A 13,726-nucleotide genomic window follows, 5' to 3' on the forward strand; every position below is an offset into this window, starting at 1 on the left:
GCTGCGCGCGGCGCCCCACCGGCGCCGCGCGTGATTGAGTCCACGCTGGCACTGAGCTGCATTTTCACGGTCAATGGAACACGCACCACTCATCTGGAGGTGAACCGTGACCACAAAGACAAAGCCCACAGTCGGCGGTGAGGCGTTGGCGGTGCTTCCTTCCGACCGCAAAGACATGTTCTTCGCTGCCATGCAAGCCAGCCACAGCGCGATGATCGTGACTGACCCTGGGCAGCCCGACAACCCGATCATCTTCGCCAACCCGGCGTTCCTGTCCCTGACCGGGTTCGAGCACGACGAGGTGATCGGGCGCAATTGCAGGTTGCTGCAAGGACCGGAAACCGACAAGAGTGCCCTGCGGCAAGTGCAGCGTGCGCTTGAGCAACACCATGAAGCCTGTGTTGAGCTGCTTAATTACCGCAAGGACGGCTCGACCTTCTGGAATGAGATGTTCATCTCGCCGTTGTTCAACGAGCGCGGCCAGCTGGTATATTTTTTTGCCTCCCAACTGGACGTGAGCCGGCGTCATGATGCGGAACTGCGCGTGCGCCGCGTCCAGGACCTCGAAGCGCTGGGGCAACTGACGGGTGGCATCGCCCATGACTTCAATAACCTGCTGCAGGTGATGGTCGGGTATCTGGAGCTGATCCAGCAGAGCGCCAAGCGCCCCGGCAGCGACCCGCAGCGCATCGTCAACAGTGCCAGCCGTGCCCGGGCGGCGGCTGAAAAAGCGCAAACCCTGACCCAGCAATTGCTGGCGTTCTCGCGCAAGCAGCGGCTCGACAGCCGGGTGATCAATCTGAACACCTTGTTGAGTCGCCCCGATTTCAAGGGTGTGCTGCATGACGTAGAGCTGCAGGTGGAACTCGCCGACGATCTGTGGAACTGCTGCATTGACCCTGCCCAGGCAGAGCTGGCGGTGCGACACCTCCTGTCGAATGCCCAGGATGCATTGGAAGGGTGCAGCGAGCCGACAGTGACGGTTAAAACCCGCAACGTCCAAGTGCCGGGCGAGGTCGGTGCTGAACGCGATGGCCTGGCTGAGGGCCGTTACGTCAGCATCTCGGTGTCTGATAACGGCAACGGCATCGCCGAAGATATTAAGGATAAAGTCATGCAGCCGTTCTTCACCACCAAGGAAGAAGGCAAGGGCTCGGGCCTGGGCCTGTCGATGGTGCATGGCTTCGTCAAGCAATCGGGCGGCACGGCGCGGATCCATTCCTATCCGGGTGTCGGTACCACCATACGCCTGTACTTTCCGGCCGATGACAGCCAGCCCTGGGTCGAGCAAACATCCGCCACCGCCTCACTGCAGGGCCACGAGAACATTCTGATTGTGGAGGACCGGCCCGAGGTGGCCGAGTTGGCGCAAGTGATCCTGTCTGACTACGGCTACCGGACCGGCATCGCGCACACCGCCGCCGAGGCATTGAGCATGCTCGAGAGCGCCCCCTATGACCTGGTGTTCAGTGACTTGATCATGCCGGGCGCGATGAATGGGGCGGTACTTGCGCGTGAAGTATCGCGCTTGTATCCGCACGTCAGGATCCTGCTCACGACCGGCTACGCAAAAGACGCACTGGAGCGCGCGGAACTACAGGCGCATGAATTCGCGCTGATTCAAAAGCCTTATCAACCCACGGATCTACCCCGAAAAATCCGCGCAGTGCTGGATGCCGGATCTACGGTGACAGCCGACACGGTCAGCGGAGTACTGCCAGCGACAGGTTGAGTACCAGCACCAGCAGAATTGAACATCCAAATACGCTGCGCGCCCAGCGGGGCGGGTCCGTCAGGCGCGTGGCGCTGGCAGCGAGCGCCATCCAATAACCGCAGAACCCGAGCATCAGCGCGAAATACACGGCGTTCATCTGCGCAACCACGCCCAACGCCATGGTGCTGGCGAGGAATGCCAGAATGTACGCGTGTATCTGTCGGTAGGCCTTGGGCAGGCTAAGCAGCGGCAGGCGCGCGGCGCGAAAGTCCTCGCGACGCATCACGGTGATGGCATGGGAGTGAGGCATCTGCCAACAGCAGAACACCACCACCAGCAGCATCGCCGTCGCGTCGAACCGACCGCTTACCGCGCAATACCCGATCACCGGCGGCATTGCCCCGGAAAGGCTGCCGATCAGGGTTGCCCAGTGGGAGCGCCGCTTCAGCCAGTAGGTATACACGCCCGCGTAGATGACCAGTCCCACCAGCGCGAAGATGCAAGCCAACAGATTGCTGCCGGCCCATAGCAAACCAAAGCCGATGACGCCCAGTGCGATGGCGTAACCGACGGCGGCGGGCACGCTGATAGTGCGCAGTGCCAGCGCGCGGTGGCAGGTACGCACCATGCGCCGGTCGATATCACGGTCGACACAGTTGTTGATGACACAGCCGCAGCCGATCACCAGTGCGGTGCCGAGCAGGGTGGCCAGCAAGTGGGCAGGATTCGCCAGATGGCCGCTGCCCGCGAGGAAGTAGCCCCCCAGCACCGACGCGAGATTGCCGAAAATAATCCCCGGCTTGGTCAGTTGAACCCCGACATTGAACAGCCCCAGCCAGTGTTTCAGTGCGCCAGCATGTTGTGATGAATACTGTTCATGATCCATAGCGAAAGTCCTACCAGCAGAAGGATGATGACCGCCGAGAAAATCAGCGCAATCAGGTTCCAGCGTTGCTCCTCGGCGGTATCCAGATGCAGGAAGAACTTCAAGTGGACCACGATTTGTATCGCGCCCAGCGCCACCACCAGCCAGGCGGTGGTGGTGCGTGGCAGTGACGGGAACATCACCATGGCGAACGGGATCAGGGTGAGCAGCACCGACACCAGGAAGCCGACCAGGTAGGAGCGGCTGCTGCCATGGCTGCTACCTGCGCTGCTGTGAACCGAACTTTGCTTGTACATGTCACACCACCCCCAACAGATAGACCACGGTAAAGACGCAGATCCACACCACGTCCAGGAAATGCCAGAACAGGCTCAGGCAACTGAGCCGGGTGGCGTTGGTGCTGGTCAGGCCACGCTGGTGCACCTGCACCATCAGCACCGCCATCCACACCAACCCCGTCAACACGTGCGCACCGTGGGTGCCGACGAGGGTGAAGAACGCGGTCAGGAAGCCACTGCGGTCCGGCCCATAGCCCTCTTCAATCAAATGATGGAATTCGTTGATTTCCATGGCGATAAACCCGGCGCCCAGCACGAAGGTGAGCCCCAGCCAGCGCAGAACCTGGGACTGCTGGCCACGGTTCATCGCGAGCATCGCGTAGCCGTAAGTGATGCTGCTCAAGAGCAGCAGCATGGTTTCAGCCAGCACATAGGGCAGCTCGAAAATGTCCGCACTTGAAGGGCCGCCCGCGACACTGTCGCGTAATACCGCATAGCCGGCGAACAAGGTCGCGAACAGGATGCAGTCGGTCATCAGGTAGATCCAGAACCCGAACAGGCTCAGGGAACCGGCGTCTTCATGCCCTTGTTCGTGGGTGTGGGCGATGTCTTTTTCGATAACGATATTGGACATGGGTCAAGCCTCTGCCAGGTCTTTGAGACGTGCCGTTTCGATGCGCGCTACCTCTTCTGCGGGCACGAAGTAGTCAGTGTCTTCGTCGTAACTGCGCACCACGAATGCAACCACCGACGCCACCAGACCGAACGCCGCCAACCACCAGATATGCCACACCAGGGCGAAGCTGCAGATCAGCGCGAACACACTGATAACCAGGCCCGAGGCGGTATTGCGCGGCATATGGATGCTGCGATAGTCGGTGTGGCTCAGGGTGCTCACGCCGCGCTCCTTCATGCCCCAATAGGCGTCCAGGTCGTCGACCTTGGGTTGCTCGGCGAAGTTGTACAGCGGCGGCGGAGAGGCGGTGGCCCACTCCAGCGTGCGCCCGTCCCACGGATCGCCGGTGAGGTCGCGATACTGGGGGCTGTGGCGGTTGCGGATGCTGACGAACAGTTGCAGTGCCTGAGCGGCCACGCCGCAGAGGATGATCGCCACCCCGACCAACTCCAGCAGCAACCAGGGCCGCCATTCCGGGTTGTCGAAGTGGTTGAGGCGCCGGGTCATGCCCATGAAGCCCAGCACGTACGACGGCATAAAGGCGAAGTAGAAGCCGATCAACCAGCACCAGAACGCGATGCGTCCCAGCTTGTCGTTCAAGCGGAAGCCGAAGGCCTTGGGGAACCAGTAGGTCAGGCCCGCCATGTAGCCGAAGACCGCGCCGCCGATGATCACGTTGTGAAAGTGCGCGATCAGGAACAGGCTGTTGTGCAGCAGGAAGTCGGCGCCGGGAACTGCCAGCAGTACCCCGGTCATCCCGCCGATGCTGAAGGTTACGATAAAGCCCATGGTCCACAGCATCGGGGTTTCAAAGCGCACTCGGCCACGGTACATGGTGAACAGCCAGGTGAAGATCTTCACCCCGGTCGGCACGGCGATGATCATCGTCATGATGCCGAAGAACGCGTTGACGTTGGCCCCCGCGCCCATGGTGAAGAAATGGTGCAGCCACACGATGAACGACAACACGGTAATCGCGATCGTTGCCCATACCAGCGACACATAGCCGAACAGCCGTTTACTGCTGAACGTGGCGGCAACCTCCGAAAATACCCCGAACGCCGGCAGGATCAGGATGTACACCTCCGGATGCCCCCAGGCCCAGATCAGGTTGACGTACATCATCGGATTGCCGCCGGCTTCGTTGGTAAAGAAATGCATGCCCAGGTAACGATCCAGGCTCAGCATCAGCAGGGTGGCGGTCAGGATCGGAAACGACGCCAGGATCAACACCGAAGTGCACAGCGCATTCCAAGTGAACACCGGCATCTTGAACAGGGTCATGCCTTGGGTACGCATCTTCAAAATCGTGACGAAGAAATTCACCCCCGTCAGTAGCGTGCCTATGCCGGATATCTGCAAGGACCAAATGTAGTAATCCACCCCCACACCGGGGCTGTACGCTAACCCCGATAACGGCGGGTAGGCGACCCAACCGGTTCGCGCAAACTCACCGATCCCCAGTGAGACGTTGACCAACGCGGCACCGGCCACGAACAGCCAGAAGCTCAGTGCGTTGAGAAACGGGTAGGCCACATCGCGTGCGCCGATCTGCAACGGCACCACAACGTTCATCAAGCCGACCACGAAGGGCATAGCGACGAAAAAAATCATGATGACGCCGTGGGCGGTGAAGATCTGGTCGTAGTGTTCCGGCGGCAGATAACCCGGCCCGCCACTGGCGGCCATGGCTTGCTGGGTGCGCATCATGATCGCGTCGGAAAAACCGCGCAGCAGCATCACCAGTGCAACGATGATGTACATGCAGCCGATCTTTTTGTGGTCCACCGAGGTGAACCACTCGCGCCACAAATAGCCCCAATTGCGCTTCCAGGTGATGGTGCCCACCATCGCCACGCCAATCAGCCCGACGAAGGCCAGCGTGTACATCACAATGGGTTCAGTGGTTGGAATCGCGTCCCATGACAGTTTTCCGAACATTGTTATTGCTCCTCGACCAGCAGACTGGAGTGTTGATCGGCGCGCTGTTCAACGCTGCTCACGGGCGCGCGCTTGGGTTTATTGGCCTTGTTCATGCCTTCGTATTTATCGACGATGTCCAGGAACAGCCGCTCCTGAACCGCCGAGTAGTAGGTCACCGGGTGCTTGATGGTGGGCTTGGTCAATTGCGCATAGCTCGTCTGGTCCAGCTGCGTTGCGGCGCCCTTGACCTTGCTCACCCAGCTTTGGAAGTCGGTGGGGCTCAGGGACAGGGTGGAGAAATGCATGTCGGAAAAACCGGGGCCGTTGTAGTTGGCGGCGATGCCCTTGAATTCGCCGGTCTCGTTGGCGATCAGGTGCAGCTTGGTCTGCATGCCGGCCATGGCGTAGATCTGCCCGCCCAATGCCGGGATGAAGAAAGAGGTCATGGCCGCATCGGAGGTGATGGTGAAACTCACCGGCGTGTGCACCGGCAGGGCCAGTTCGTTGACGCTGGCGATACCCAGGTCGGGGTAGATGAACAGCCACTTCCAGTCGGTGGCCACCACTTGCACATTGATCGGCGGCGTGTCCGAGTCAAGCGGGCGATAGGGGTCGAGGGCATGGGTGGTTTTCCAGGTCACCCAGCCCAAGGCGATGATGATCAGCAGCGGCACGCCCCACACCACCGCTTCGATCTTGTGGGAGCTGGCCCAGCGTGGCGAGTAACGCGCCTTTTTATTGGTGGCACGGTAGCGGTAGGCGAATACAAACATCAGCACGATCACCGGCACCACCACCAATAACATCAGGCCCGTGGCGAGGATAATCAGGTCGCGTTCATCGGTTGCAACCTGCCCCTTGGGGTTGAACACCACGAGGTTGCAGCCGGTTAATAAGAAAGTGCTGGCGAGATAGGCCAGGCAATAACCCATCGTTCGTTTCATGCCTTGCTCCTGTTGTGAAAACATCCGTGATTGCGCTGTCGAACAATTTGAATGAGGCCCTCAGGGGTTGGTTTAACAAAATGTTACGTCGCCTGACGAACGGTTTAACAAGCGAAACGCTAATGAGGCTTCTATAAAGTTCGCCTTGGAAAAAACACGGAATCCCTGCTAAAGAGTTCAGGTCTTAGTTGAAAGACCAACCCCTAACGGTCTTGGAGAACAGCTATGTTCATTCGCGGCAATACCTATAACGCCTGGGCCGCAAAAGCACTGGACGAAGAGTGCTTTACCCAGGAAGTGGAAAACGGCTGCCATATCGAAGTCAGGGCCCGCGAGCGGGAGGATGCCGATATCGAAGTGCTGCTGTGCGTTTACACCGCTACGGGCCAATGTGTCGCTGAGCGCACCAAGCAGTTACCGGGCGCGGAGTGGACAGTGCAGGACGCGCTCAAGCGTGGTATCGACCAGGCCGAAAGGATCGCCGGGGGCGAATCCGGTCGATTGCCCTGCGCCGACGCACACGGTCACGACGACGACTGACGAAGCGCCTGCGCTGGATTCGCACGAATAAAGGAACTTTGGTGACGCGGGCATTTTCCATTGTAGATAGCCCTGCCTCAGCCGGCCCGTGCCGGCTGATCGCTGAACGCAAACCGCCGCCAGAGCCGCCCCATGACCGAATCCACTCTCAGCCACGCCGAACCTTCCAAGCCGTCCTTGCGCCGCGCCGTCACCGGCCCGATGTTGTTCCTGTTCATCCTGGGCGATGTGCTCGGCGCAGGCGTGTATGCGCTGGCCGGCACCATCGCCGGCCAGGTGGGCGGGGCGATCTGGGTGCCGCTGCTGGTGGCGCTGTTCTTCGCCATGCTCACGGCCGGCTCCTACGCCGAGCTGGTGACCAAGTACCCGCACGCCGGCGCCGCTTCGGTGTTCGCCGAGAAGGCGTTCAAGTCACCGCTGGTCTCGTTCCTGGTGGGCTTTTCCATGCTCGCGGCGGCCGTGACCAGTGCGGCCGGGTTGTCGCTGGCGTTTGCCGGGGACTACCTGGCCGCGTTCATCGACGTCTCCCCCCATCTGGCGGCGCTGGTCTTCCTGGTGGTGATTGCGCTGTTGAACGCCCGCGGGATCAAGGAGTCGCTGGGGGCCAATATGGTCATGACGTGCGTGGAACTGTCCGGGCTGTTGTTGGTGGTAGTCGCTGCGGCGTGGTGCTTCCAGTCCGGTGAAGCCAACCTTGGGCGGGCGTTTGAATTCAAGCCTGGCGTCAATCCAATGCTGGCTGTACTGGGGGCTGCGTTGTTGGCGTTCTATTCGTTTGTCGGCTTTGAGACGTCGGCCAACCTGGCGGAAGAAATCCGTGGGGTGCGCAAGATTTACCCGAGTGCGTTGTTCGCTGCGTTGATCACCGCTGGCATTGTGTATATGGCGGTCGGTGTTGCTGCATCGGTGGTGTTGCCGATGGACAAGTTGACGGCCACTTCGGCGCCGTTGCTCGAAGTCGTGCGCGCGTCGGGCTTGAACATTCCACCCCAGCTGTTTGCCTTCATTGCCTTGGTGGCGGTGGCTAACGGCGCTTTGCTGACGATGGTCATGGCCAGTCGCCTGACCTACGGCATGGCGCGCATGGGGCTGCTGCCGGAGCCGTTGTCGCGGGTGCTGTCCAAGCGCCGCACGCCTTGGGTGGCGATCATCGCCAGCACAGCCGTGGCGATTGCGCTGACCTTGACCGGCACGCTGGCGGCGTTGGCTGAGACGGTGGTGTTGTTGCTGCTGTTTGTGTTTCTCAGTACCAACCTGGCGGTGTTGGTGCTGCGCCGTGACCGGGTGGAAGAACAGCATTTTCGCGTGCCGAGTTGGGTGCCGGTGTTGGCGATTGTGTCGTGTCTGATCCTGCTTAGTCAGCAGAGTCTGGATACCTGGCTGCGGGGTGGGGCGTTGATGGTGCTGGGGGTGGTGTTATATGGATGTAATCGGCTGGTGGCGCCTGCTGTTCAGGAGCCAAAGCCTCTCTAACTGACGCGCCGCGTTCCAATGATGCTGGATCAGAACGAGTCCATATCCGTTGCTGCGGTAACGGATATGGACTCAGTCAACCCCAACTCTCATCAGGGCCTGAACACTACCCGCATACACTCATCGGACTTTTCCTTGAACATCGCGTACCCCTGCGCGCCGTCTTCCAGACTCATCGGATGAGTCAACAGATAAGCAGGATCCAACTCACCTTTCTGAATATGCTCAAACAAGGTCGTCGCATAACGCTGCCCCGGCTGCTGCCCGGCTTTCAACGTCAGGGCCTTGTTGACGATCGCCCCCATGGGAAACTTATCGAGCAGCCCCCCATACACTCCGACTACCGACACCGTGCCGCCTTTACGGCAAGCACGTATGGCCTGCCTGAGCACGCTGCCGCGTTCGGTGTGCAGCCTGAGCAATTGCTTGGCCTTGTCATAGGCATAGTCGATCTCGGTACCGTGCGCCTCCATGCCCACGCAATCGATGCAGCGGTCAGGCCCACGACCACCGGTCAGTTCCAGCAAGGCGTCATGCACATTGGTGTGTTCGTAGTTGAGCGGGACCGCCTTGCCGCGTTCTTGCGCCAGGCGCAGCCGGTCCGGGTAACGGTCAATCGCGATGACCCGTTCCGCGCCCAACAGATAGGCGCTGCAAATAGCCATCTGGCCTACGCCGCCGCAGCCCCACACTGCCACGGTGTCGCCGGGCTGGATGCCGGCATTGTCCGCCGCGAAGTAACCGGTCGGCGCTGCGTCCGACACGAACAGCGCCTGCTCGTCGCTGACCCCGTCGGGCACTTTGAACAGGTTGACGTCGGCAAATGGCACCCGCACGTAGGTGGCGTGGCTGCCGGGGTAGCCACCGAAGGCATGGCTGTAGCCGAGGATGCCGCAGCACGGCTGGCCGTACAGCAGGTCCGTTGCCGAAGGGTTGGGGTTGGAGTTATCGCAACAGGAGAAATCGCTGCGGTGGCACGGTTCGCAATTGCCGCAACCGATGATCGAAATGGTGACCACTTTGTCACCCTGGCGCAGGTCTGTAATGCCTTTGCCAACCTCGACGACTTCCCCCATGAATTCGTGGCCGATGATATCCCCAGGCTTCATCGCCGGTACGTAGCCGCCAAGCAAATGCAGGTCTGAACCGCACACGGAAGACAGCGTGACGCGAATGATCGCGTCACGCGGGTTGAGGATCGTCGGGTCGGGAACGTTGTCGACTTGCAGTGTATTCGGTGCTTGCCAAGTGAGTGCGCGCATCAGTGATTTCCCCCTTCAATGGCGACGCCGGTTTTAACTGCCGGGTGATCGGTGGTCACCTGGTCGTCGGCGGCGTGTACGTAAAAAAAGTCGTCATCCTGTTCCGGTCTGAGGCGGTTGTTGCTGACCTCGCCGGTTTCCAGTTGCTGTTTCACCGCCTGCAATGCATTGAGCAAGGCTTTGTCACTGAACAGGCTGATTGCACGAGCGAGGCCATAGCCCAATTTGCCCATGGCCGGCTTGCAGACCACCACCGCTTTGACTTGCGTGCCACGGCCGGCGGGAGCGGGGGTCAGTGAGACGGTAATGTCGTGCGCCCAGCGCGCATCGCCTGGGGTTTTCCAATGCAACACGGCCGGCTCCTGGGTTTGGGTCTGGATCAGCGTGCACTGCACGCGTTTGCCAACGGGAGCGCGGAGCGTCCAGCGTGTGGTATCCGGCGCCAGTTGCTCGATGCTGTCGACCCAGCGCAGCAGCGGGCCAATCTGCTCGGGCCGGGCGAGGAAAGCAGACACCTCTTCGAGCGGGCGACCTATTGTGATACTGCGCGTGATCGCCTCGCTGATCGGCCAGTGATGCTCGCGACTGAACTGCTGTTCGAAGGGGGTTGGCGTCAGTGCCTGCTTCAGCGTGCAATGGCCGGCGGTACCGCGAACCAAGGCGTAGGCGCCTGCCGCGGTCTGCAATGCGCCGCCCAATCCGCCGGTGCGCCAGCCGTTCAGCAGCAGGGCAGCGCCGGCCGTCAGCGAAAGTGTACGTTCGGCCTTGGTCAGCGTGCCGCGTCGGTGGGTGTCTTCAGAGGTATGGTTCGCTATCAGTGGATGCTCAGTCATGTTGCAGTCCTCCAACGTGTGTGTGTGCGGTAGAAAATCCGCCGCCGTTTGAGGTTCCACAGCATTTTGCGTAGGGGGATGAAAGGTGTCAGCGCCTAGGGAGCATAGGTATCTACACAGCTTTAGCATGGCCCTGAACCTGTGACGGCTCTGGAGCCGAAGCCTCTCTAACTGACGTCTCGCGTTCCAAATGTGGGAGGGGGCTTGCCCCCGATGGCGGCCTGACAGCCGACCAGGGTGTTGGATCAGAGCGAGTACATATCCGTTGCTGCGGTAACGGCGGCTGGCGGTTCCGCTCTTACAGCGTGTCACTTTTGGAAGGACCCAAAAGTAACCAAAAGGTCCTCGCCCCACCACTCGGCACCTCGCCCAGGCTCGGTGTGCCCGTAATCCGACAGTGATTTGGGGGGCCGCCGCCACGCGCCATCCATGGCGCGGGGCAGCTAAACCGGCATCCCTGCCGGTTTACCCCCCAAACCACTATCGAATTCCGGCCAGCGTGGTTTAACGGGGCGACTGAGATCAAGATCAAAAGCAAGAGCGGCTCGCTTCGCATCGTGGTTACCGTAGGCTGCTACAAAGTTGTATAGATACCTATGCCTAGGGAGGGTTCAGAAGCCCGCGAGGTGGCATGCGGCGACGCGCGAAGTCGTCCCAGCGCTCAGGCTCACGCTGTTCGCCACAGCGCATACACACATATACATCCGGCTCCAGGCCCAGATAGTAGCCCTTGCGTATATAAAGATGATCGCACGCAACTGGCCGATAGGCTTGGCCCGTCCGACTACACTGCTTAGTCATATAAACTGCCCTGAAAAAAAGCCCGCACTAAGTACGGGCAAGACAGGAGTTTTTACCAAGAGCCTGGAGTGAACAGACTCACTATTGAGAATCCAAAAAAACCGACGAGGTTTTATTTTTTTTCGTAACTGCCGACGAATGGTCGTTGGCCTATACAAACAAGAAAACTGTGCAGGCTGGTCAGTTAGCCAAGAAAAATTCTGAACCTTCGTTCTGATCAAACAACAAAAAGATCAGAAGGAGCGGCTATGAAAAATTCTTTATATATCATCGAGTACAACTACCACCAGGAGCCGAAGTCTTTCATTATAAGAGCGGAGGTCATGAACAATGCGGAGGCATGGCATTGGGCATGTTGCGATGCAGGGGTCGGCATTATTCCAAGATCACGCAATGAAAAGATCAAACGAATGAGCAAACCACTTGCCGAGCGTTACGGCATTGAACATGTAAGGTGGCGTCCGTCCGGCAGTGTTCCGTTTATTGCACAGCCCTACGTGCCACCTCCGCCTGAATAAATGCGAGTTTAATGGAGCATCCAGTCGCCCTTTGTTCAGAACTTACTGTTTTCCTCGGCGAGTTTGCAGGGCATATAACTTTTGCACACTGCGTTGAAGTGCATCTTTCATAAGCTCGGCCGCGTACAGTTGCCTGCACGTCGGGCAGAGCATTTCAGAGGTTGTCGATACCAAGTACTCAGGTTCGTCCGTGGTCGGTTCATAGGTTTTCTTGCATTGAACACAACGGCGGTGCGCTTGTAGATGGGGCACATCGATTCCTCCCTGAATGGAGTGCCACCATTCATCATCGGACGGATGTTTTCAACCGCTAAACGGGAAAATTTCAAACAAGCGATTAGTTGATATTTTAATGCCAGTATCCTGAGCCGACAGCGCATCGTGTCCGGGCGAAAGGCTAGGAGTGGATGAAGCTGCTCACGAACTCCGCCTTGATGACCGGCAGTTCGATGCCGTGGATCAAGCCGGCGGCCAGCGCCTGGTGAGGGTCGAGAATGCGCGGTGCGGCGATCAGGTACTTTTCCGTTTCCAACGGTTCGCTGGCAGCGGCAGTACGCTCGGCCACGATGCGTGCATACAGTTGCAAGTCGTAATCGAGGCTCATCGCGTATTCGGACATGCGCGAATGATCGACCGCGCCTTGCACGTGCCAATGAAACGGGTGGAACAGGAATTTGCTGTGGGTGCAGGCGGTGCGGCGTTCACCGGCGAGAAAAATGATATTGCCCATCGATTCCACCGTGCCCAGGTTATGGGTATGCACCGGGATCGGCAGCGACATCAGGAAGTTGTATATCGTAAAACCATAGCTGCATTCGCCGCCCATGGTCGCGATGTTCAATACCAGGCCCGAAGCATCTTGCTGCACGGCCAACGAGGCTTTTTCGATCAGTTGGCTGCAGGTCGAGGCGGTGACAGGGCCGGTAAAATTAATAATGTGTAAAGGCATGGTGTCCCTCATCAATGAAAGCAGGGGAGCACTGCTCCCCTGCGTCAAGCACATTAACTATTGCGGCCGCCGCCATGGCTGTTTTCGCCGCCTTTACGTCCGGCTTCCGAGGCTTTCTCCCGGTCGTTGGCGAAATTCCCGCCACTGTTCTGGCCGCCTTTGCTACCGGCTTCAGAGGCGCGCTCGGGATCATTCCTGAAGTTGCCGCCGCTGTTCTGACCGCCTTTGCTACCGGCTTCGGCGGCGCGTTCAGGATCGTTCTTGAAATTCCCGCCACTGTTTTGGCCACCCTTGCTGCCGATCTCTTGATAAAACTCTTTATCATGAGAAGCAGACGTGGCTTCGCCACCTTTTTTACCCGCTTCGTTGACACTCATTTGGCCTTTTTTGTCTTGAGTACTCATGTTCAGTTACCTCGTCGTTATGTCGGTTATACAACGTTCATCTCGATCCAGCAGGGAACTTACAGTCACTCTGCGAGTGCGCTGCCTATAAGTTTCTCTCGCACAACGGTGGTGTTTGCGTCGCGCCGATAGTTGCTTCGGCTAGTTCGGAAACTTGCCGGCGTTCGTAACAGGGAGCCGTGTTTGAACGCGCAACGGTGTTTGCCTCAGTTCGCACTTCCATCACCGGCTTGCGATGGGGCTCGCCACGTTGATAATCAATTGACGCTCGCATGATTGATGCCCTTCGTTATGACTTGCGTCCACCACCATGGCTATTCTGGCCGCCTTTACGACCGGCTTCCGAGGCTTTCTCGCGGTCATTGGCAAAGTTGCCCCCTGACGACTGGCCGCCTTTTTTTCCCGCTTCCGAAGCTTTTTCGCGGTCGTTAGCGAAGTTGCCAGGATTTTTATTACTTGTGGTCATAACAATACTCCAAGTTAAATTGTCGTTTCGCTAGTTGCCCATTTATGCAACGGACATCT

General features: G+C 59.0%; 14 protein-coding genes. 4 read left to right on the top strand and 10 right to left on the bottom strand.

Annotation, left to right across the window (positions count from 1 at the left end; translation table 11 throughout):
• Positions 1 to 106 precede the first annotated feature (106 nt).
• Positions 107 to 1,732 (top strand): histidine kinase famiy protein, encoded by a 1,626-nt coding sequence (locus tag C4J92_RS10825; protein WP_124403806.1) that lies wholly within the window; start codon positions 107 to 109, stop codon positions 1,730 to 1,732.
• Here C4J92_RS10825 and cyoE read toward each other — a convergent pair.
• The 5 genes from cyoE to cyoA are packed head-to-tail and all read right to left on the bottom strand — an operon-like array spanning position 1,704 to position 6,421.
• On the bottom strand, positions 1,704 to 2,600 hold the full coding sequence (gene cyoE / locus C4J92_RS10830) for a heme o synthase (protein ID WP_124403807.1): 897 nt from the start codon (positions 2,598 to 2,600) through the stop codon (positions 1,704 to 1,706). The two genes, C4J92_RS10825 and cyoE, sit on opposite strands and share 29 nt — an antisense overlap.
• Positions 2,558 to 2,896, bottom strand: a complete 339-nt coding sequence (gene cyoD, locus C4J92_RS10835) for a cytochrome o ubiquinol oxidase subunit IV (RefSeq protein WP_124366599.1) — start codon at positions 2,894 to 2,896, stop codon at positions 2,558 to 2,560. Before cyoD ends, cyoE begins: the two co-directional genes overlap by 43 nt.
• A gap of 1 nt (position 2,897) precedes the next feature.
• Positions 2,898 to 3,512, bottom strand: coding sequence for a cytochrome o ubiquinol oxidase subunit III (locus tag C4J92_RS10840; protein ID WP_124403808.1), 615 nt, complete (start codon positions 3,510 to 3,512; stop codon positions 2,898 to 2,900).
• Between the two features lie 3 nt (positions 3,513 to 3,515).
• Positions 3,516 to 5,495 carry a cytochrome o ubiquinol oxidase subunit I gene (cyoB, locus tag C4J92_RS10845; RefSeq protein ID WP_124403809.1) on the bottom strand — a complete coding sequence of 660 codons (1,980 nt, stop codon included), beginning with the start codon at positions 5,493 to 5,495 and terminating at the stop codon, positions 3,516 to 3,518.
• A gap of 2 nt (positions 5,496 to 5,497) precedes the next feature.
• The gene (gene cyoA / locus C4J92_RS10850; RefSeq protein WP_124403810.1) at positions 5,498 to 6,421 is read right to left on the bottom strand and encodes a ubiquinol oxidase subunit II; all 924 of its coding nucleotides are present in this window, start codon (positions 6,419 to 6,421) and stop codon (positions 5,498 to 5,500) included.
• A gap of 225 nt (positions 6,422 to 6,646) precedes the next feature.
• On the opposite strand from cyoA, the gene C4J92_RS10855 reads away from it, so the two are divergent.
• A complete protein-coding gene (locus C4J92_RS10855) occupies positions 6,647 to 6,961 on the top strand; it encodes a hypothetical protein (RefSeq protein WP_124403811.1) in 315 nt (104 codons plus the stop codon).
• 132 nt (positions 6,962 to 7,093) lie between these two features.
• Positions 7,094 to 8,434 carry an APC family permease gene (locus C4J92_RS10860; protein ID WP_256657476.1) on the top strand — a complete coding sequence of 447 codons (1,341 nt, stop codon included), beginning with the start codon at positions 7,094 to 7,096 and terminating at the stop codon, positions 8,432 to 8,434.
• Positions 8,435 to 8,526: 92 nt separating this feature from the next.
• Here C4J92_RS10860 and C4J92_RS10865 read toward each other — a convergent pair whose 3' ends face one another.
• Complete coding sequence (locus tag C4J92_RS10865) at positions 8,527 to 9,696, bottom strand: zinc-dependent alcohol dehydrogenase (RefSeq protein WP_124403812.1); 1,170 nt, start codon at positions 9,694 to 9,696, stop codon at positions 8,527 to 8,529.
• Entirely contained in the window at positions 9,696 to 10,529 is an 834-nt protein-coding gene (locus C4J92_RS10870; RefSeq protein WP_124403813.1) for an SRPBCC family protein, read from the bottom strand. The genes C4J92_RS10865 and C4J92_RS10870 overlap by 1 nt, the downstream gene beginning before the upstream one ends.
• 1,049 nt (positions 10,530 to 11,578) lie before the next feature.
• On the opposite strand from C4J92_RS10870, the gene C4J92_RS10880 reads away from it, so the two are divergent.
• Entirely contained in the window at positions 11,579 to 11,848 is a 270-nt protein-coding gene (locus C4J92_RS10880) for a DUF6555 family protein (RefSeq protein ID WP_124403814.1), read from the top strand.
• Between the two features lie 397 nt (positions 11,849 to 12,245).
• Here C4J92_RS10880 and C4J92_RS10890 read toward each other — a convergent pair whose 3' ends face one another.
• The 3 genes from C4J92_RS10890 to C4J92_RS10900 all read right to left on the bottom strand — a co-directional run bounded on the left by C4J92_RS10890 (position 12,246) and on the right by C4J92_RS10900 (position 13,667).
• Positions 12,246 to 12,797: an ATP-dependent Clp protease proteolytic subunit gene (locus C4J92_RS10890; protein WP_124403816.1), complete on the bottom strand. Its 552-nt coding sequence runs from the start codon at positions 12,795 to 12,797 to the stop codon at positions 12,246 to 12,248.
• 53 nt (positions 12,798 to 12,850) lie between these two features.
• Positions 12,851 to 13,201: a general stress protein gene (locus C4J92_RS10895; protein WP_124403817.1), complete on the bottom strand. Its 351-nt coding sequence runs from the start codon at positions 13,199 to 13,201 to the stop codon at positions 12,851 to 12,853.
• 289 nt (positions 13,202 to 13,490) lie between these two features.
• Positions 13,491 to 13,667: a general stress protein gene (locus tag C4J92_RS10900; protein WP_076954923.1), complete on the bottom strand. Its 177-nt coding sequence runs from the start codon at positions 13,665 to 13,667 to the stop codon at positions 13,491 to 13,493.
• Positions 13,668 to 13,726: the final 59 nt, after the last annotated feature.

Origin of the sequence: Pseudomonas sp. R3-18-08, assembly GCF_003852065.1 — a bacterium.
In the GTDB taxonomy this organism is placed as follows: Bacteria; Pseudomonadota; Gammaproteobacteria; order Pseudomonadales; family Pseudomonadaceae; genus Aquipseudomonas.

Excerpts from the sequence above, each read along its gene's own strand:
- cyoE (WP_124403807.1), bottom strand. The coding sequence starts at position 2,600 with ATGGATCATGAACAGTATTCATCACAACATGCTGGCGCACTGAAACAC.
- cyoD (WP_124366599.1), bottom strand. The coding sequence starts at position 2,896 with ATGTACAAGCAAAGTTCGGTTCACAGCAGCGCAGGTAGCAGCCATGGC.
- C4J92_RS10840 (WP_124403808.1), bottom strand. The coding sequence starts at position 3,512 with ATGTCCAATATCGTTATCGAAAAAGACATCGCCCACACCCACGAACAA.
- cyoB (WP_124403809.1), bottom strand. The coding sequence starts at position 5,495 with ATGTTCGGAAAACTGTCATGGGACGCGATTCCAACCACTGAACCCATT.
- cyoA (WP_124403810.1), bottom strand. The coding sequence starts at position 6,421 with ATGAAACGAACGATGGGTTATTGCCTGGCCTATCTCGCCAGCACTTTC.
- C4J92_RS10855 (WP_124403811.1), top strand. The coding sequence starts at position 6,647 with ATGTTCATTCGCGGCAATACCTATAACGCCTGGGCCGCAAAAGCACTG.
- C4J92_RS10860 (WP_256657476.1), top strand. The coding sequence starts at position 7,094 with ATGACCGAATCCACTCTCAGCCACGCCGAACCTTCCAAGCCGTCCTTG.
- C4J92_RS10865 (WP_124403812.1), bottom strand. The coding sequence starts at position 9,696 with ATGCGCGCACTCACTTGGCAAGCACCGAATACACTGCAAGTCGACAAC.
- C4J92_RS10870 (WP_124403813.1), bottom strand. The coding sequence starts at position 10,529 with ATGACTGAGCATCCACTGATAGCGAACCATACCTCTGAAGACACCCAC.
- C4J92_RS10880 (WP_124403814.1), top strand. The coding sequence starts at position 11,579 with ATGAAAAATTCTTTATATATCATCGAGTACAACTACCACCAGGAGCCG.
- C4J92_RS10890 (WP_124403816.1), bottom strand. The coding sequence starts at position 12,797 with ATGCCTTTACACATTATTAATTTTACCGGCCCTGTCACCGCCTCGACC.
- C4J92_RS10895 (WP_124403817.1), bottom strand. The coding sequence starts at position 13,201 with ATGAGTACTCAAGACAAAAAAGGCCAAATGAGTGTCAACGAAGCGGGT.
- C4J92_RS10900 (WP_076954923.1), bottom strand. The coding sequence starts at position 13,667 with ATGACCACAAGTAATAAAAATCCTGGCAACTTCGCTAACGACCGCGAA.